This window comes from Amycolatopsis speibonae, from assembly GCF_042647925.1.
GTDB lineage: Bacteria > Actinomycetota > Actinomycetes > Mycobacteriales > Pseudonocardiaceae > Amycolatopsis > Amycolatopsis speibonae.
In genome coordinates, this window is record NZ_JBHRWK010000014.1 from 442,523 (window position 1) to 461,742 (window position 19,220).

Annotated in this window: 13 protein-coding genes; 11 read left to right on the plus strand and 2 right to left on the minus strand. The window is 69.2% G+C overall.

Features of this window, described 5'->3' with window-relative positions; translation table 11 throughout:
* The first annotated feature begins 210 nt into the window (after nucleotides 1-210).
* The 11 genes from ACFOSH_RS10170 (at nucleotide 211) to ACFOSH_RS10220 (ending at nucleotide 16,716) form a co-directional block, all read left to right on the plus strand.
* Nucleotides 211-1,527 carry a nucleotide sugar dehydrogenase gene (locus ACFOSH_RS10170; protein WP_378238482.1) on the plus strand — a complete coding sequence of 439 codons (1,317 nt, stop codon included), beginning with the start codon at nucleotides 211-213 and terminating at the stop codon, nucleotides 1,525-1,527.
* The gene (locus ACFOSH_RS10175) at nucleotides 1,508-2,695 is read left to right on the plus strand and encodes a glycosyltransferase family 4 protein (protein ID WP_378238483.1); all 1,188 of its coding nucleotides are present in this window, start codon (nucleotides 1,508-1,510) and stop codon (nucleotides 2,693-2,695) included. The genes ACFOSH_RS10170 and ACFOSH_RS10175 overlap by 20 nt, the downstream gene beginning before the upstream one ends.
* A 139-nt stretch (nucleotides 2,696-2,834) precedes the next feature.
* Nucleotides 2,835-4,124 (plus strand): exopolysaccharide biosynthesis protein, encoded by a 1,290-nt coding sequence (locus tag ACFOSH_RS10180; RefSeq protein ID WP_378238821.1) that lies wholly within the window; start codon nucleotides 2,835-2,837, stop codon nucleotides 4,122-4,124.
* On the plus strand, nucleotides 4,121-5,908 hold the full coding sequence (locus ACFOSH_RS10185) for a Wzz/FepE/Etk N-terminal domain-containing protein (RefSeq protein WP_378238484.1): 1,788 nt from the start codon (nucleotides 4,121-4,123) through the stop codon (nucleotides 5,906-5,908). The genes ACFOSH_RS10180 and ACFOSH_RS10185 overlap by 4 nt, the downstream gene beginning before the upstream one ends.
* A 12-nt stretch (nucleotides 5,909-5,920) precedes the next feature.
* The gene (gene asnB / locus ACFOSH_RS10190) at nucleotides 5,921-7,828 is read left to right on the plus strand and encodes an asparagine synthase (glutamine-hydrolyzing) (RefSeq protein ID WP_378238485.1); all 1,908 of its coding nucleotides are present in this window, start codon (nucleotides 5,921-5,923) and stop codon (nucleotides 7,826-7,828) included.
* Nucleotides 7,829-7,843: 15 nt separating this feature from the next.
* A complete protein-coding gene (locus ACFOSH_RS10195) occupies nucleotides 7,844-10,048 on the plus strand; it encodes a bi-domain-containing oxidoreductase (protein ID WP_378238487.1) in 2,205 nt (734 codons plus the stop codon).
* A gap of 151 nt (nucleotides 10,049-10,199) precedes the next feature.
* Nucleotides 10,200-12,155 (plus strand): heparinase II/III family protein, encoded by a 1,956-nt coding sequence (locus ACFOSH_RS10200; RefSeq protein WP_378238488.1) that lies wholly within the window; start codon nucleotides 10,200-10,202, stop codon nucleotides 12,153-12,155.
* On the plus strand, nucleotides 12,152-13,675 hold the full coding sequence (locus ACFOSH_RS10205; RefSeq protein WP_378238490.1) for a right-handed parallel beta-helix repeat-containing protein: 1,524 nt from the start codon (nucleotides 12,152-12,154) through the stop codon (nucleotides 13,673-13,675). Before ACFOSH_RS10200 ends, ACFOSH_RS10205 begins: the two co-directional genes overlap by 4 nt.
* A 1-nt stretch (nucleotide 13,676) precedes the next feature.
* Nucleotides 13,677-14,894 (plus strand): O-antigen ligase domain-containing protein, encoded by a 1,218-nt coding sequence (locus tag ACFOSH_RS10210; RefSeq protein ID WP_378238491.1) that lies wholly within the window; start codon nucleotides 13,677-13,679, stop codon nucleotides 14,892-14,894.
* The gene (locus tag ACFOSH_RS10215) at nucleotides 14,891-16,084 is read left to right on the plus strand and encodes a glycosyltransferase family 4 protein (protein WP_378238492.1); all 1,194 of its coding nucleotides are present in this window, start codon (nucleotides 14,891-14,893) and stop codon (nucleotides 16,082-16,084) included. The genes ACFOSH_RS10210 and ACFOSH_RS10215 overlap by 4 nt, the downstream gene beginning before the upstream one ends.
* The gene (locus ACFOSH_RS10220; RefSeq protein WP_378238493.1) at nucleotides 16,081-16,716 is read left to right on the plus strand and encodes a phosphatase PAP2 family protein; all 636 of its coding nucleotides are present in this window, start codon (nucleotides 16,081-16,083) and stop codon (nucleotides 16,714-16,716) included. Before ACFOSH_RS10215 ends, ACFOSH_RS10220 begins: the two co-directional genes overlap by 4 nt.
* On the opposite strand, the gene ACFOSH_RS10225 is transcribed toward ACFOSH_RS10220, so the two are convergent.
* Together ACFOSH_RS10225 and ACFOSH_RS10230 are read right to left on the minus strand one after the other, a co-directional pair.
* Nucleotides 16,700-17,644, minus strand: coding sequence for a hypothetical protein (locus ACFOSH_RS10225; RefSeq protein WP_378238494.1), 945 nt, complete (start codon nucleotides 17,642-17,644; stop codon nucleotides 16,700-16,702). The two genes, ACFOSH_RS10220 and ACFOSH_RS10225, sit on opposite strands and share 17 nt — an antisense overlap.
* 100 nt (nucleotides 17,645-17,744) lie before the next feature.
* Nucleotides 17,745-19,190 carry a right-handed parallel beta-helix repeat-containing protein gene (locus tag ACFOSH_RS10230; protein WP_378238495.1) on the minus strand — a complete coding sequence of 482 codons (1,446 nt, stop codon included), beginning with the start codon at nucleotides 19,188-19,190 and terminating at the stop codon, nucleotides 17,745-17,747.
* Nucleotides 19,191-19,220 lie beyond the last annotated feature (30 nt).

Below are 19,220 nucleotides of genomic sequence, written 5' to 3' on the forward strand. Positions count from 1 at the left end.
TCCGCCTCCACCTCCACCTCCCCGCTCACCTGCCCGAATCCCTCACGAGATCGTTACGCGTCCCCTGTAGCGTTTCGCGCCCTCCGAGCGATGAGTAATTCCCTTGCCGCACAGGCATTCCGCCAAAAGCAGGCGACTTCCGGACGGCGGTAACGAACCCGGTCCGTCCGCCGACCAACGGGCAGCGGAATGCGGCTGGAGGAATTCGTCATGAAGATCAGTGTCTTCGGGCTCGGTTACGTCGGTTGTGTGTCGGCGGCGTGCCTTGCCGGGCGCGGGCACGAGGTCGTCGGGGTAGATGTGAACCCGGTGAAGATCGACCTCATTTCCGGGGGCAAGGCGCCGGTGGTCGAAGAGCGCATCGGGGAACTGACCGCGGAAGTGGTCGCCCAAGGCAAGCTGAGAGCGACCACCGACGTCAGACAGGCGATCGCGGACAGCGAAGTCTCCCTGATCTGCGTCGGTACCCCGTCGGCGCCGAACGGCAGCCTGTCGACGGCGTTCCTGGAGCGGGTCGCCGAGGAGATCGGCGAGGCCCTCAGGGACAAGGCCGAACGGCACACCGTCGTCTTCCGCAGCACGATGCTCCCCGGCACCTGCCTGGACCTGCTCGTCCCCATCCTCGAGAAGTCGTCCGGCCTCACCGCCGGCGTCGACTTCGGGGTCGCGGTGAACCCCGAGTTCCTGCGCGAGGGGAGCAGCGTCAAGGACTTCTTCGACCCGCCCAAGACCGTCATCGGCCAGCTCGACGCGGCCAGCGGCGACGTCGTCGCGGCGCTCTACGAAGGGCTTCCCGGCGAGGTCTTCCGGGTCGCGATCCCGGTCGCCGAGATGACGAAGTACGCCGACAACTCCTTCCATGGGCTCAAGATCGGCTTCGCGAACGAGCTGGGCGCGATCTGCCGGGCCCTGGGGCTCGACTCGCACCAGGTGATCGACGTCTTCCTCGCCGACCGCAAGCTCAACATCAGCCCCGCCTACCTTCGCCCCGGGTTCGCTTTCGGCGGCTCGTGCCTCCCCAAGGATCTGCGCGGCCTGGTCTACGCCGCGCACCGCGCGGACGTCGCCGTCCCGATCCTTTCGCACGTGCTGCCCTCCAACGACGAACACCTCCAGCGTGCCTTCGATCTGGTCGCGCTCACCGGAAAACGGAAGGTCGGCCTGTTCGGCCTGTCCTTCAAACCCGGCACCGACGACCTCCGTGAGAGCCCTCTCGTCGAGCTCGCGGAGCGGCTGCTCGGCAAGGGCTACGACCTCCGCATCTACGACGCCAACGTCAGCCTTTCCCGGCTGATGGGCGCGAACCGCGAGTACATCGAGGGCAGGCTGCCGCATCTCGGCCAGCTGCTGGCCGGTTCCATCGAAGAGGTCCTCGACCACGCCGAGGTCTCCCTCATCGGCTGCAACGACCCGGACGTCCTCGCGGCGCATCCGGTGGGCGGCGGCCGCACCATCATCGATCTCGTCCGCGTACCCGACGCCGACCGGCGCCGGGCTGAAGAGGGATATGTCGGTCTTGCCTGGTAAAGCTCTCATCCTCGTCGAGAACCTTTCCGTCCCCTTCGATCGCCGCGTCTGGCAGGAGTGTCAGACACTTCGCGACGCCGGCTGGGAAGTCCACGTCATCTGTCCACAAGGGACGAAACGGGACACCGAAGCCGAGGTCACCATCGACGGCGTCCACATCCTGCGATACCCGCTGAAGGCCGCCACCGGCGGTCCGGCGGGGTACGTCCAGGAGTACGGCTCCGCGCTGTGGCACACGCTCCGGCTCGCCCGCAAGGTCGGCCGGGTGGACGTCGTGCATGCCTGCAACCCGCCGGACATGCTGTTCCTCGTGGCGCTGTACCTCAAGCGCCAGGGCGCGAAGTTCATCTTCGACCAGCACGACCTCTGCCCCGAGCTGTACCTCTCGCGCTTCAACCGCGGCGAAGACCTCCTTTACCGCGCGGTCCGCGCGCTGGAGCGCCGCACCTACAAGACGGCCGACGTCGTCATCGCGACCAACGAGAGCTACAAGGACGTCGCGGTGAAGCGCGGCGGCAAGTCGCCGGACGACGTGTTCGTCGTGCGCAGCGCGCCCGTGGTCGAGCGGTTCCACCAGGTCCCGGCCGAGCCCGAGCTGAAGAAGGGCAAGCCGTATCTGCTGGCGTACCTCGGCGTGATGGGCCCGCAGGACGGCGTCGACTACGCGTTGCGCGCGCTCGCTTCGCTGCGTGACGAGGTCGGCCGCACCGACTGGCAGGCCGTGTTCATCGGCTCGGGCGACGCTTTCGACGCCATGGTGGCGTTGTCCAAGGAACTGAAGCTCGACGACCAGGTCGAGTTCACCGGCCGGATCTCCGACGAGGACCTGCTGCGCTACCTGTCCACCGCCGACGTCTGCCTTTCGCCGGATCCCCTGAACCCGCTCAACGACGTGTCGACCATGAACAAGATCATGGAGTACATGGCGATGAGCCGCCCGATCGTCTCCTTCGAGCTGCGGGAGGCGCGGGTTTCGGCGGGGGAGGCCGCGCTGTACGCGCCGGCCAACGACGAGCCGGAGTTCGCGAAGCTGATCGCGCACCTCCTCGACTCGCCGGAGGAACGGGCGAAGATGGGCGAGCTCGGCCGAGCGCGTGTCGCCGGTCCTCTCTCCTGGGAGAACTCCCAGAAAGCCCTGCTCACGGCCTACGCGGCCGCCGTCCGTTGATCGGCTTCCCGATCGCGTTTTGAACAAGACTCGGGCAATCCTGTAACCAACACCGCGGTCGGTCCGACGGGATTGATGCTGCACCCGCACGCACCGATGGGAGATCCCGGCTTTGACTGACGACACGGTGCGCCTGTCCATGATCGGACAGGTCCTGCGCGGGCGATGGCGGACCCTGGTGGTCCTCGCCCTCCTCGGCACGCTGATCGGCGCGGGATCGTCGGTGCTCCTTTCCCCCGGCTACCGGACCGCGTCCAGCGTGCTGCTGCAGGGCCCGCGCGAGGCGGACGAACTGCTCACCCAGGCCTCGGTGGCGACCAGTTCGGTCGTGCTCGACCGGACCGCCGCCGGACTCGGTGACGGAGAGACCGGCGCCGACCTGCGGGACAAGGTGTCCACGACGGTCGCACAGGGCAATGTCATCACCATCGGTGTCACCGGGGACACCGCCGAACAGACGCAGCGGATGGCCGACCAGATCGCGGCCGAGTTCGTGAAGTACTCGACGCAGATCATCGCCGGTTCCGGCGACGCCGCGGTGCAGCTGGCGCAGGAACGCCGCGAGACGTTGCGGCAGCAGGTCGCGCAGACGAACCAGCGGATCAGCGAGCTCTCCACGAAGGTCAACGAAGGCAAGACGACCGTGGAGAGCGTCCAGCTCCGCACCGAACTGCAGGGCCTGCGCACGTCGATCGAGGCGGCCATGTCCACCCTGAACGCGGCCGACACCGCCAGCGGCCTCGGCAACATGGTCGTGCTCGGCTCGGCAGAGCTGCCGTCCTCACCGGCGGCGCCCACGCTGCCGCAGCTGGCGCTGGGCGGTGCGCTGCTGTTCTTCGTCATCGGCCTGTTCGGGCATCTCTTCACCGCTCGCACCGACAGGCGGCTGAAGGACGAGGAGGAGATCGCCGCGGCGATCGGGGGGCCGGTGCTGGCCACCTTCGACGCCGTGGACGAGCGGCTTCCCGCGAGCACCTTGCGGGCCAAGCTCCTCCGTGACGACAGGCCGTGGAACATCCCGCGGGTCGACGTGTACGCCGACGAGATCGACGTCGACGTCCACTACCGGCGGCTGGTTTCCCGGCTCCCGAACCGGCGGCTGCTCGTCGTGGCCGCCGAAGACGACCACGCCGGGCGGATGGCCGCCGAGCGGCTCGCCGCCCTGGCCGACCGGTGGTGCACCGTGGCGACGGTCTCCCCGGTGCGGCCGGTCATCGAAGACGCCGAAGACACCGACGCCGAGGGGATCCTCGTCGTGGCGGGCCTCGGTTCCCGGTCCGCCTGGGAACTGGTCGGGATCGCCGAAGCGGTCGCCGACGCCGGTCTCGCCGTGGTGGGCACCGTGCTGATCCGGCCGGTCCGGCCGACCCGCACCCGGTCCGCCGCCTCCACCCCCACCGACCACGAAGCACTGGCAGGTACCGCGTGACCAGCGCAGAAAAAACGAAGTCCGAGCCGCTCATCGACCTGCAGCGGCTGGTCGTCTCGATCCGGAGACGCCGCCGCCTGTGGATGGCCACCGCCCTGCTGGGACTGATCGCCGGCGGGCTCGTCGCGATGCTCCTGCCGTCGCCGCCCACCGCGGTGGCGCAGATCCTGGTCATCCACCCCGACGACTCACCGACCGACAGCGGAACGCTGATGCGGACCGACGTCGCCGTCCTCAAGACCACGAAGACCGCCGGCGAAGCGCTCAAGAAGCTGAACAGCACCCAGGCGCCGGAGGAGTTCATCAAGGACTACGACGGGCTCGGGCTGACGAACAACGTCCTCCAGCTGACGGTCAAGGGCAAGACCAAGGACGAGGCGCTGGCCCGCGCGCAGGCGATTTGCGACGCCTTCATCACCGAGTACATCGGCCGTAACCAGGCGGCCGCGGCGGCGCAGCAGAAGGCCCTGCTCGACCAGCGCAACCAGGCCCAGAACGAGCTCACCCCGATCGAAGCGTCGATCGTCACCGAAGAGGCCAAGGGCCGTAACGCCAACCCCGCCCAGCTGGAGCGGCTGTACTCGCGCCGGTCGGAGCTGAACTCCAAGATCTCCGACTACGACGGCCGCGCGCAGGAGGCGGGCATCGGCACGCCGAAGGTCGCCGCCGGGACGCAGATCGTGGACGCGCCGCGGATCCTGCCGAAGTCGCTCCTCAAGACCCTGGGCACCGACATGGGGATCGGCCTCGCGCTGGGGCTGCTCGCCGGGCTGGGGCTCGCGGCCATCCTGAGCGTGATCAAGGACCGGCCGGTGCTGCGCCGCGAGATCTCGCGGCATCTCGGTGCCTCCGTGATCGCGCAGCTGCCCGAACCGCCGCGATTCCTGCGGCGTTCGCGGGCGGTGACCCGCCGTCAGCGGGTCGCGGCGACGCTGGTCCGCGCCGTCCGGCAAGAGGGCGGTTCGGTGTCGCTGCTCGACCTCGGCGCCCGTCAGGTCACCGCCGCGCTCGCCGTCGACATGGCGCGCGAGCTGGCGGAGAAGGGGCCGGTCTCGCTCGTCGACGATCTGCCGAAGGCGAACCTCCGCGAGCTGGCGGGTGACGGCCCGATCCAGGTGCTGGACCGCGCCGACGCGCCGGTGGCGGGCAAGGAACGCCGCATCGGCGTCGGCTCGATCGAGCCGGGCACGGCGTGGACCGACCTCGAATTCCTCGGTGAGGAGACGATCCTTGTCGTCCGCACCGCGCACGCGAACACCGAATGGCTGCACACCGTTGCCCGCCAGCTGGCGGACCGGCGCATCCCGATCATCGGGGTCGTCCTGGTGGATCCGGATCCGCGGGACCACACCGACGGGACGCTGTGGGACGGCCTGCACACCGCGTTGCGCGGGCGGGGCGGAGCCGTCGCGGAGCCGGTGTCCGTGCCCGCGCGGCCGGTGATGGCCGCCCGCCCGGTCGCTCCGGCCCGGGTGACGGCGCCGGAGCGCAAGGTCCTGCCCGAGCGGAAGGTCTCGCCGGAGCGGCGGGTGCCGCGGCCCGCGCCGAAGCCGGTCGAGATGTTCCCCGACGAGGACGCCCCGGTGCGGCGGCTCTCGACGGTGGCGCCGGTCGAGACGGACGCCGAGCGCACCGTCGAGCGGGTGCTGGAGCAGCCGAGGGAGAAGAAGACCGCGCGGCGACGTCCGCCGACGCCGTACAAGCGGCCGGAAGACCAGGACAACGCCGATCAGCCGACCAAACGATTCTCGCCCGTGTCACCGGATAACGCCGAAGCGCTTTAGGGAGCGAACTAGATGTGCGGCATCGCAGGGGCCTACTTCTGGCCGGACGGGGGACCGCTCACCGATCGGCTGACCAAGATCCTCGCCCATCGCGGACCGGACGGTTCGGGGCGGTACGACCACCGTGCCGGGGAGGGTGAAGTCCACTTAGGACATCGACGGCTGTCGATCGTCGACCTGACCGAGACCGGCGCGCAGCCGATGGTCAAGGACGGGCTCGCGCTGACCTACAACGGCGAGCTGTACAACTCGCCGGAACTGCGCAAGGAACTCGAAGCCGCCGGCGTGCGCTTCCGGGGCACCTCCGACACCGAGGTCGTCCTGGAAGCCTGGCGCAAGTGGGGCACCGAGGGCCTGCACCGGCTGCGCGGCATGTTCGCGTTCGGTGTCTTCGACGAGCGCACCGGCGCCCTGACCCTGGTGCGGGACCAGCTGGGCATCAAACCGCTCTTCCTGGTGCGCCGCGGCAAGGGTGTCGCGTTCGCCTCCGAGTTGAAGGCGCTGGCCGCCGAACTGGGCGGCTCGCTGACCGTCGACGACACCGCGCTCGTCGCGTCCTTGCTCTACTACTGGGTCCCGGACGGCCGGTGCGCGTTCAGCGAGGCCGAGAAGCTGCCGCCGGGCAGCTGGGCGCGGTTCCGCCCGAACGGTGACGTCGAGCGCGGCACCTTCTGGTCGCTCCGCCAGGTCGCCGAGGAGGGTGCCGCCTTCGAGGGCGAGTTCGACCTCAACGCCGTCATCGAGGACTCCACGCGCAAGCACCTGATGGCCGACGTCCCGGTCGCGACCTTCCTTTCCGGCGGGCTCGACTCCAGCTACCTGACCGCGATCGCCGCTCGTGAGCAGCCGGGGATCTCCGCGTACACCATCGGTTTCCGGGCCGAGGACGCGAAGTTCGAGGCGATGCCGGACGACCTCATGTACGCGAAGAAGGTCGCCGCGAAGTTCGGCGTCGACCTGCACGAGATCGAGATCGCGCCGCAGGTGCTGGACCTGCTGCCGCGGATGACGTATCACCTCGACGAGCCGATCGGCGACCCGGCGGCCATCAACAGCTACCTGATCTGCACCGCCGCGCGCGAGGCAGGCGTCAAGGTGATGCTGTCCGGGATGGGCGCCGACGAGCTGTTCGCCGGGTACCGCAAGCATCTCGCGAACAAGATCGCCGTGCAGTACCAGCGGGTGCCCGGTCTCGTCCGTCGTCCGGTGGAGTCCCTTGTGGACAGACTGCCGGTGGCGACGTCGAAGCGCGGGTTCCGGTCGGTCCGGTTCGCCAAGCGGTTCCTCTCGTTCGCGGAACTGCCGGAGGAGACCGCGTTCCGGCGCAGCTACACGATGTACGACCAGGCCGAGCTCGCCGGACTGCTGAACCCGGACCTCGCGGGCGCCGTCGACGACGTGATCACCGAGCACGCGGACACCTACCACGACAACACGTTGTCCGACTTCGTGAACCGCATGTGCCTCGCCGATTCCCGGCTCTTCCTGCCCGGCCTCAACCTCGCCTACACCGACCGGTCGAGCATGGCGGCCTCGACCGAGGTGCGGACGCCGTTCGTCGACATCGAGGTCGTGAAGGCCGCGTTCCGGATCCCCGGTGACAAGAAGATCGTGAAGCGCCAAGGGAAGATGGCACTGAAGGAAGCGGCGCTGTCGATCCTCCCGGCCGAGATCGTGCACCGGCCGAAGGGCCTGTTCAGCGCGCCGCTGCGGGCCTGGATGAGCCGCGACCTCGCGCCCCTGGTGCGCGAGGTGACGAACGAAGGCGAATTGGTGAAGGCCGGGTTCCTCCGTCGTGAGGCCCTGCAGAAGCTCGTCGACGAAGACGCGTCCGGGCAGCAGGACCGGTCCAAGCACCTCTGGCACATCTTGACCCTCGAGTACTGGTACCGCGGCGCCGTCGCGGCCCGGACCACCTGATCGCTGAGGAGCGACGTGAAGCAGGTAGTGCAGAACTACAAGAGCGGGGAGCTGGCGCTCCTCGACGTCGAAGTCCCCGCGTGCAAACCGGGCGGTGTGCTGGTCCGCACCGCCTATTCGCTGATCTCCACCGGCACCGAGATGATGAAGGTGTCCGAGGCGAGCCTTTCCCTGGTGGGCAAGGCGAAGGCGCGGCCGGACCAGGTCGCGAAGGTGATGCAGAGCGTCGCGACCAACGGGCTCGGCGCCACCTACCGCAAGGCCATGAACAAGCTCGACTCGTACACGCCGCTGGGGTATTCGCTGTGTGGCGTGGTCGAGGAGGTCGGCGCGGGTATCGGCGACGTCGCCGTCGGGGACTACGTGGCGTGCGCCGGGAACGAGCACGCGCTGCACGCGGAACTGAACTGGGTGCCCAAGAACCTGTACTCCAAGGTGCCCGACGGCGTCGACCCGCGGCACGCCGCGTTCGGCACGGTCGGCTCGATCGCGATGCAGGGCGTCCGCCAGGGTGAACCGCAGATCGGCGACATCGCGCTGGTCATCGGGCTCGGCCTGATCGGCCAGCTGGTCGTGCAGCTGCTGGTCGCCTCCGGCGTCCGCGTGGTCGGCGTCGACCCGGACCCGACACGCTGCGCGCTCGCCGAGCGGCTCGGCGCCCTGAAGTGCGGCGACCCGGCGTCCGGCGTCATCGACACCGCGGTCGCGGAGATCAGCTCCGGGCACGGCGTCGACCAGGTGTACCTCGCCGCGGGCGGCAGCACGAACGAGCCGGTGGAGCTGGCCGCGAAGCTGGCCCGCGACCGCGGCCGCGTGATCGACATCGGCAAGTGCTCGCTGAACCTGCCGTGGAACGCCTACTACGAAAAGGAACTCGACGTCCGGTTCTCCCGTTCGTACGGCCCCGGCCGCTACGACCCGGAGTACGAACTCGAAGGCCGCGACTACCCGATCGGCCAGGTCCGCTGGACCGAGCGCCGCAACCTCGAATGCGTCGTCGACCTGATGGGCAGCGGCCGTCTCGACGTCGAGCCGCTGATCTCGCACACGTCGGACTTCTCCGACGCCGTCGAGACGTACCGGAAGCTGAACGAGGGCGAGCTCAAGGCCGTCGCGGTGCTCTTCGAGTACGAGAAGCGCGCCGCCGCCACCACTGTCCCGGTCGCCGAGGTCTCGCTGCCGAAGACGGTGACCACGCGTGCGCTGCCGAAGCCCGGCGGCGTGCGGATCGGGTTCATCGGCGCCGGCAACTACGCGTCCTCGATGCTCCTGCCGCATCTGGCGGAGATGGAGGGCGTCGACCTCACCGAGGTCGTCACCACCTCCGCGCTCTCGGGCGCGAACGCCAAGCGCAAGTTCGGCTTCGCCCGCGCCACCACCGACCTCGACACGATGCTCGACGACTCCTCGATCGACGCCGTGTTCGTCGTGACCCGGCACAGCTCGCACGCCGAGCTGACCCGGCGTGCGCTGCTCGCGGGGAAGGCCGTCTTCGTCGAGAAGCCGCTCGCGCTGTCGGAGAAGGAACTCGAGGTCGTGCTCGGCGCGATCGAGGAGTCCGGCAACGACCGGCTGCAGGTCGGGTTCAACCGCCGGTTCGCGCCGCTGCTGAACGAGTCGGTGCTCCACTTCGGACCGCGGATCGGCCCGGCTTCCGTGCGGTACCTGGTCAACGCCGGTCAGCTCGACTCCGGCAGCTGGTACAACCAGGCCGACAGCGAGGGTTCTCGGTTCGCGGGCGAGGGCGGGCACTTCATCGACACCGTGAGCTGGCTGCTCGGCTCCGACCCGGTCTCGGTGTACGCCACCGCCACCCCCGGGCACCAGGACCTGCAGATCCTGCTGCGCTACCCGGACGGCTCGACCGCGTCGATCGCGTACACCACCAGCGGTTCGTCGGCGTTCCCCAAGGAGACGATCGACGTCACCGCCGACGGCAAGGTGCTGAAGTTCGACGACTTCGCGCGCGCGTCGGTGTTCGGCCGCAAGAAGTGGGCGAGCTCCCGCATCCCCAAGGGTCGGGACAAGGGCCAGGCCGCCGAGTTGGAGGCGTTCGTCAACGCGCTGAAGACCGGGGTCGCGATGCCGGTGTCCGTGGAGTCGCTCGTTTCGACGACGCTGGCCACGCTCGCGGTCAACCGCAGCCTGGAGACCGGTGCCGCGGTGCGGATCAACGCGGCTGAGCTTGATGGCGGAGCTGAGAGGACGGCGGGGAAGTGACCATACGCGTGAACCCGCCTGGCCGTAGGCCCCGCTATCGCGGTGGCAGGGCGCGTTTCGCGCTCAACGTGACGTTGTCGACCGACCAGCGCCCTGCCGACGTCGATCGCGGTCGCGGGTTCACCGAGGACAACACAGAGGGGCTTGCCTGATGGATCCGTCCTGGTACCTGCGAAGACTGTCGCGGATGGGGCCTGCCGAGGTCGCGGGCCGGGTCACCGACGTCGTGCGCAAACGCCAGTGGCGCGGGGTCGCCGGCGACAAGCCGACGTGGCTGCCGGACCGCCGGTTCGCGTCGGTGCCCGGTGAAGACGTCCTCGCCGCCGTCTCGGGTGACGCGGTGAAGGATCTGCTCGTCACCGCGGATCGCCTGATGGAGGGGCGCGCCGAGTACTTCGGCGTAGAGCGGGACGATCTCGTCGACCCGGACTGGTCCTACGACCCGAAGACCGGCCGCCGCGCACCGTCCGATGTGTACTCCTTCGACGTCCCGTACCGCAGCGAGGACCTCGTCGGCGACATCAAGCAGATCTGGGAGCCGTCACGGCATCAGCACCTCACCGTGCTGGCCGCCGCGTACGCCCTGACCGGCGAAGACCGGTACGCCGAGCGCGTCGCCGCGCATCTCGGGTCGTGGTGGGCGGCGAATCCGCCGATGCGCGGGGTGCACTGGGTCAGCGGGATCGAACTCGGCATCCGGCTGCTGTCGTGGGTGTGGGTCCGGCGGCTGCTCGATGGCTGGGCGCAGGCCCCGGCGCTGTTCGAGGACAACCCGGTGGCGCTCACCCAGATCTGGCACCACCAGCGCTGGCTGGCCGCGTTCCCGAGCCGGGGTTCGTCCGCGAACAACCACGTGATCGCCGAGGACGCCGGGCAGCTCGCCGCCGCCTGCGCGTTCGCCTGGTTCCCCGAGTCCGCCCAGTGGCGGGACGCGGCGCTGGCGTCGCTGGACAAGATGCTGTGCCACAACACCTTCGACTCCGGGATCAACCGCGAGCTCGCCACCGAGTACCACGGGCTCGTCCTGGAACTGGGGCTCGCCGGGGCGCTGGAGGCGAAGGCAGCCGGGGTCGCGGTGCCCGAGTCGATCTGGTTCGTGCTGCTCCGGATGACCGACGCGCTGGCGTCCATTGTAGACAATCGGCTGCGGCCGCCGCGGCAGGGTGACGCCGACGACGGCTTCGGGCTCATCGTGGACGGCACTGTCGGTGACGAGACCAGCCGCTGGGCGTCGCTGCTCAACACCGGATCCGTCCTTTTCGGACGGTTGGACTGGTGGCCGGAGACGACCGGCGGCGATGTCCGCACCCCGCTCTTCGCCGCACTGGCCAAGGACATCCAGGTCCGTGAGACGCGTCCGGTGCGGCGGCGGGACGACTTCGCCGACGCGGGGATGACCATCCTGCGCGATGGCGCGATCTGGGCTCGCTGCGACGGCGGGCCGCACGGCTTCCTGTCCATCGCCGCGCACGCGCACGCGGACGCGCTCTCGGTGGAGGTCCGGCACGACGGCGTCGACATCCTCGCCGACCCCGGGACCTACTGCTACCACGGCGAACCGAAGTGGCGGTCGTACTTCCGGTCCACGGCCGCGCACAACACGCTCGAACTCTCCCGGACCGACCAGTCCGTCTCCGGCGGACCGTTCCTGTGGACGAAACACGCCGTCACCACCGTGATCGCGGCGGGAACGCCGTCGCGCTGGAGCGCGGAACACGACGGCTACGGCCCGGCGATCCACCGGCGCTCGGTGGAACTGGAGGACTCGACGTTCCGGATCCTCGACGAGGTCCGCGGCGGCGACGCGCAGCACTGCCGTCTCGCGTTCCACTTCGGCCCGGCCGTCGAGGTCTCGCTCTCCGACGCGACGGCGACGTTGTCCTGGACGGTCGACGGCCGGGTCCGGACGGCTTCGCTGGCGTTGCCGCCGGAGCTGGACTGGTCGGCGCACCGCGGCGAGACCGGTTTGCCGATGGGCTGGTACTCGGCCGGATTCGGCCGCCGCGAGCCCGCTTGGACCTTGTTCGGCGGCGGGATCGCCACCGACGGCGCGGCGTTCACCACCGCGCTCACCTTCGATTCAGGCAACGAGGATCCCCCATTGTGATCGCACGACCGCACCGTCTCCGCCGGGCAGCGCTTCTGGTGCTGCTCGGCCCGCTGACGCTCACCGCCTGCACCACCCCGGCCGACGAAACCGGACCGAACCCGGCGCAGGCGCCGTCCGGTTCGATCGCGCAGGTGTGCGACAAGGTGAAGGCGGGGCCGGCCGAAGCGCCGGCGGGGGCGGTGAAGATCGACCCGGCGGTGTCGGGCGACCTCGCCGCGAAGACGCGGTCGAGCCCGGCAGGGACGACGTTCTGGCTGGCACCGGGGACCCACCGGCTCGGCGACGACCGCTACGACCAGATCAACCCGAAGGCGGGCAACGTCTACCTCGGCGGCCCGAACGCGGTCTTCGACGGCCGGAAGATCAACCAGTACGCCTTCTCCGGCCACGCCGCCGACGTCAAGATCCAGTACCTGACCGTGCAGGGCTTCGCCGCCCCGCACGACGAGGGCGTGGTCAACCACGATTCGGCCGACGGCTGGGTCATCGAGCACAACACCGTCCAGGACAACGACGGCGCGGCGCTGATGGCGGGTGCGCGGCAGCAGGTCCGCGCGAACTGCCTGCGGCGCAACGGGCAGTACGGCATGAACGCCTACGCGCAGGACAACGCGATCAAGGGGCTCGTCGTCGAGGGCAACGAGATCTCCGGGAACAACACCGGTGACTGGGAACGCAAGATCGACGGCTGCGGCTGCTCCGGCGGGATCAAGTTCTGGTCGGTCGACGGCGCCGACATCCGGGGCAACTGGGTGCACGACAACCGCGGTGTCGGGCTGTGGGCCGACACGAACAACAACGACTTCCTCATCGAGGGCAACGTCATCGAGAACAACGACGGTTCCGCCCTGATGTACGAGACGAGCTACAACGCCGTCATCCGCGGCAACACCTTCCGCCGGAACAACTGGGTGGACGGCAAGGGCTACATCGACCGCGGCGACAGCTTCCCGGTGGCCTCGATCTACATTTCCGAATCCGGTGGCGAGCCGAGGGTGAAGGCGCGCACGGACAAACTGGAGATCTCCGGCAACTCGTTCGAGAACAACTGGAACGGCGTCACCCTGTGGGAGAACTCCGACCGGTTCTGCAACAGCCCGGCCAACACCTCGTCCGGCTCCTGCACGCGGCTGGTGCCCGAGCAGGCGAAATGCGCGCAGCCCGCGATCGCGGCGGGCGCGCTGAACGAGGACTGCCGGTGGAAGACCCAGCGCGTCGAGATCCACCACAACCGGTTCATGCTCGACCCGGTCGTCACCAACTGCGAGGAGAGTTGCGCGCGGATGGCGATGCTCGCGAACTTCGGGACCTTCCCGGAGTGGTCGCCGTACAAGGGTGAGGTCGTCCAGCAGGCGATCACCTTCGACCAGGGCAACAAGCTCCACGACAACACCTACTCCGGGCCGTGGAACTTCGTGGCTTTCGAGCCGAGCCGGGTACTCGGCTTCGGTGAGTGGCAGGGCGCGCCCTACCGTCAGGACCAGGGCAGCAAACTCACCCGCGCGGGAGGTGGCTGACGTGCTCGATCCCGCCGTCCGGCCCGCTCCGACGATCCGCGGCTTCCCCAAGGCGGCAGGTATCGCCTGGACGCTGCTGATCATCAACACCCTGGGCTCGACGGGCGCGAAGACGGTCATCCCGCTGCCGAGGTCGGTCAGCCAGCTGATCACCATGGGCGCGCTGGGCACCGCCTTCGTGATCGCGCTCGCGTTGAACCCCAGGCTGCGGATCCGGCCGAGCGCCTACCTCTCCCTGCTCACGCTGCTGCTGGTGCTGAGCGTGGTCGCGAGCCTGGACCTGGAAGGCGGGTTCGGCGCGCTCTTCCGCTGCTTCCGGTTCAGCCTCTTCCTCGGCACCCTGTGGTTGCTGACCCGCTGGTGGGACGGCGGCCTCGACCTCGTCCGCCAGCACATCCGCACCTACGGCGCGATGCTGGTGACGGTGGTGATCGGGCTCGCGCTGAGCCCGGGCAACGCGATGCCGTTCGAGTACGGCGGACGGCTCACCGGCACGGTCTGGCCGCTGACCCCGCCGCAGGTCGGCCAGTACGCGGCCATCGCCATCGGCCTCACGATCCTGTTGTGGCTCGGGGGGAAGCTGGAGCGGCGGCACGCGCTGATCGTCATCATCCCGTCTTTCGGGATACTGCTGCTGACCCACACCCGCACCGCGATGCTCGGCCTGGTGGTCGGGACCATCGTGGCGCTGATGTCGCAGTGGATGTCCAGCGCCCGCGCCCGCAAGGTGTTCACCGGGCTGGTGTTCGGCGGGGTGTTCGTCGTGGTGGCGCTGGGCGGACTGCTGCAGGCGTGGTTCCTGCGGGGGCAGTCCGAGGAGAACTTCTCCAGCCTCACCGGCCGCGCGAAGGTGTGGGACTCGCTCCTGGGCGCGCCGAGGACGACGCTGGAGTACCTGTTCGGCGTCGGCCTGACCGACAAGTCCTACGACGGGCTCCCGATCGACAGCAGCTGGCTCGCGGTCTACCACGAGCAGGGGTACGTCGGGATCGTGATCGTGGGGGCGTTCCTGCTCGTGCTGGTGGTGGTCGCGGTGCTGCGGCCGCCGTCGCCGGCCAGGGCGTGCGCGATCTTCCTGATCACCTATTGTCTTTCCGCCTCTTACACCGAGGCCGGTCTCGGCGACGCGTCGCCGTACCTGCTGCACCTGGCCCTGGCCGCGTCGCTGCTCGTGCGTGTGCCCGCCGAAGAACCCGATTTCGTCAAGGAGCCGACGTGAAGGTCCTCGTGATCCACAACCGGTACAGATCCGAGCAGCCCAGCGGTGAGAACAACGTCGTGGACCAGGAGACCGCGTTACTGGCCGAGGCCGGGCACGAGGTCGGCCTGTTCGAACGGCGCAGCGACGACATCGCGGGGATGTCCCTGCCGCGCAAGGCCGTCGTCCCGCTCCAGGTGCCGTGGAACCGGGCCGTGCGCGCGGACCTGGCCCGGCGCCTCGCCGACGACCGGCCGGACGTCGTCCACGTCCACAACACGTTCCCGCTGCTTTCGCCGTCGGTGCTGGCCGCGTGCGCCGAGGCCGGGGTCCCGACGGTCGCGACCGTGCACAACTACACCCTGATCTGCCCGCCCGGCACGCTGTACCGCGACGGCCAGGTGTGCACCGACTGCGTGGGGCGGACACCGCTGCCCGCCGTGCGGCACGGGTGCTATCGAGGCTCGGGGATCGCGACCGTGCCGATGGCGGCGAGCCTGATGCTGAACCGGAACCGCTGGTGGTCCGGGGTCTCACGGTTCTTCTGCATCTCGAAGGCGCAGCGCGAGGTGCTGATCGCCGCCGGGATGCCCGCCGAGCGGCTCGCGGTGAAGTACAACTACGTCGCCGATCCCGGCAAGACGCGCCAGGGGGCGGGGGAGCATCTGCTGTTCCTCGGCCGGATCACCGAGGAAAAGGGTATCGGCCTGCTGATGAAGGCCTGGGACCTGCTCGTCGCGGCGGGCGGTCCGCTGCCGCCGCTGGTGATCGCCGGCACCGGCCCGATGCAGGACGAGGTCGCGCGCTGGGCCCACGGCCGCGACGACGTCCGCTACCTCGGCCTTCAGTCCAAAGAGGAGTGTCGCGATCTGGTCGCCCGCTCGAACGCCGTCCTCGCCCCCTCGGAATGGCTGGAGACCTTCGGGCTGGTCGTGGTCGAGGCGATGGCCGCCGGTGTCCCGACGGTCGCCGCCGCCCACGGCGCCTTCCGCGAACTCGTCGAAGACGGGGTCACCGGCCTGCTGCACGAACCCGGGAACCCCGAGTCCCTCGCGGCATGCCTGCGGGAGGTCGTCGGCGACGCCGAACGGAACCAGGAGATGGGCTGGGCGGCGCGGCTGGTCTACGAGCAGGAGTTCACCCCGAAGATCGGGCTGGAACGGCTCGTCGGCGGCTACCGGGCCGCGATCGACGCGGTGTCTTTCGCGTGATCACCGGTCCGCCCGCGCTGCCGCCGCGGGCGCGAGTCCCGCTGTGGTCTTTGGCCGCCTTCGGCTTCGTCATCGCCCTCGTGCTCGGTGTTCGCTACGCCGGGACCTCCCACCTCGCCGGACTGGACGCCCTCGTGCTTCCCGTCATCGACCGGGTCGAGGGCCCGCTCTGGTACGTGGCGACCGCCATCGACTTCGCGGGCGAACCGATCGGCGCGGTCGTGGTCATCGCGCTGTTCTGCTGGCTGTGCCTGCGGCACCGGCGGCCGCGGATCGCGATCCTGCTCGTGGCCGCCAGCGGGGTGACGGTGGCGCTGACCACCGGCCTGAAACCCCTGGTCGGCAGGCTGATCCACGACGAGTTCCTCTCCTACCCCAGCGGGCACACGGCCTTCGCGGTGACCGTGGCGACCGTCGTCGCGCTGCTGGTGATCGACGTGCGGGGGCTCGGACCTGCCGGCGGGACCGGGGTGCTGGTGGGGCTGGTCGCTTTCGCGGGGCTCGCGATGGGGTGGGCCGAGGTGGCGCTGGGGGCGCATTACCCGACGGACACCTTCGGGGGTTTCGGGGTCGCTGTCGTGGTGGTGCCGGTGGTGGGCTGGACGGTGGACCGGCTCACGCGGCCCGTTTGACGTTCGGCCTCGGCCGGTCTCGCGCCGTGCGGAACGCAGCTCTGAGCTCGCCGAGTACCAGCTCCGGTTCGGTGCGCAGACGGGACGGCAGCGTCTGGAGCACGACGATCCCCGCGGCCACGTACCTGGCGTTCCGGGCGACGGTGGCGCGGTGGTCTTCGAGGCTCGCGTGATGGCGGTAAGAGTCGATCTCCCAGGCGAAGGCGATCTCGTCGCACCAGAAGTCCGGGGTGGCGATGTAGATCCCGTTCGCGTCGAAGATCGGGACGTTCCAGTGGCCCGGCGGGAGGCCGGATCTTCGCCAGAGGTGCCAGGCGTCGGCCTCGGCGACGGATCTCGCTCCGGCCAGCAGCGGGACCAGGGCTTTCCTCGGTAGAGCGGTTCCGGTTCGGCCTGCTTGGTCGAGTTCGCGGGCGAGCAGGTCGGTGGTGCAGAAGCGGCGTTGGACGGCCTCGGCCATCATCGTCTGGATCTCGTCTTCGTCGGTGCGCCTTCGGGCGGCGTCGATGACTGCTCGGGGGACGGGAGCCACCGGGAGATCCCCACGGAGGTGGGGGCGAGGTAAGTGCCTTGTCCGCTCGACATGCACGAAGCCTGTCGAAGTGACGCGACGCTCGGCGGGCACCAGGATGTGCACGTCCTGCGGTGGCGGTAGCCGCTCCAACCCGTGACGGCGGAGTGCCCAGAGCCCGGTCAGGGTCGCGTTCTCGCGACCATGGAGCAGCGCCGCCCCGAGTCGCTGCTCGTCGGTGGCTTCTCCGCTGTGGAGTAAAACGATTCCGGGCATGAGGCGTTGCCAGGGGCCGCCGGGGGCACAGCGGCGTGAAATGGTCCGGCCCGGCACGCCGGCGGCTATGAGCGCGGCCGCGCGGACGACCATCGGGCCATGGATGAGCTGGGGGTCGGTCGACCAGGTTCCTCGTTGCACCCGATCACCATGACCTCCACTACCGACAAGTTCGCTCGATATGAGCCATGAGCGGACCTGTCACGCCCGAAATCTTTTGAGCGTGGAGGATTTGGGACGTTCAATGTCCCAAATCCTCCACGCTCGACCCCGCGTCCTGCGAGTAAGGAGCCCCCTGCCAAGCCGAAGCCCCCAAAGTCCGCGAAGTGTCATGAGCGACAAACCGCCAAGACCCCGAATAAGCGTTGTCATACCACCGATTCCCCTGCCCAAAGGTCACAGCCTCTGAAACGGAAGAACCCCGATAGGGCGACCACTCCGGATAAGTCCCGAAGTTCGCCAAGAGCGCCATCCGCCCGCACAACCCCGAGCAATCGGACCCGTGAGAGAACTTGTTGCCGTGAATGGAAACCCGCTGCGTCTTCCATCGGCAGTCGTCGTACAAAGGACGAGAAGCGATCCCCGGAGAGGAACACGAAGAGACCGAAGGAACGAGAAGTGTGCACGAGCCGGAAGAGGTATTCGCCGGGCTGTTGCAGAAGCGGTCCGAGTTCTCCCAAGCGGTGATCCCGCCCCAGTTGTCCTCGAAGACGTTGTCCACGATCTCCGCCGAAGAGGTCCGGGCCGGAATACGCGGCTCACCGCCGGATTCGGAAAGGTAGATCGTCCCGACCGGGAAGTCGTCCCCGCGAGCGGCGAACGCGCGGCCCTGCACCAGGGTGTTCCGCCGGAAGGTGTTGTCGCGGACCACGAGGTTGTAGGAGATCTCGTAGAACAACGCCTCCGCCTCGTTGTCCTCGATCAGGTTGTCCTCGATGAGGAAGTCGTTGTTGTTCGTGTCCGCCCACAGGCCCGCGCCGTGGTTGTGGTGGACCCAGTTCCCGCGGATGTCGGCGCCGTTCACGGCCCAGAACTTCGCGCCGCCGCTGCAGCCGCAGCCGGGGACCTGCTTCTCCCAGTCGTCGGTGTTGTTGCCGGTGATCTCGTTGCCCTCGACGAGCAGCCCGGTGATCCCGTCGCCCGCCCGGTAGGCGTTGATGCCGTACTGGCCGTTGTCCCGCAGGCAGTTCCGCAGGATCTCCTGACGCGGCCCCGCCATCATCGCGGCGCCGTGGTTGTGCTCGATGGTGTTGCCTTCGATGGTCCAGTGTGCACCGGAGTCGTGATTCACCACTCCCTGATCCCGCGGGGCCGTGAACCCGCGGATCGTGAGGCCGCGGATGACGACGTCGCGCGCCTGCTGGGTGAACGCGTAGCGGTTGACGCCGCCCCCGTCCAGGATGGCGCCGGGCGCGCCGAGGTAGGCGTTGCCGTCCTTCGGGATGATCTGACCGTACTCGTCCGGGCCCAGGGTGTGCGTGCCCCCGGTCAGCCAGAACGTCGTGCCGGCCGGGAGTTCGCGCGTCTTCTCGGAAAGGTCGGTCCCCGGCGGGACGAGCACGGCGCCGTCCGGTTTCGAAGGGCTCACCGGCCCCGCTTCACAAGCCGTGACAGGAGCCGCCGAAGCCGGAGGGGCTGTGACGACTCCTGTCGCGAGCAGCAGCAGGACGACCAGGAACGCGGGCATACCCGAAACGGTAAGCCACTGTGGACGGTC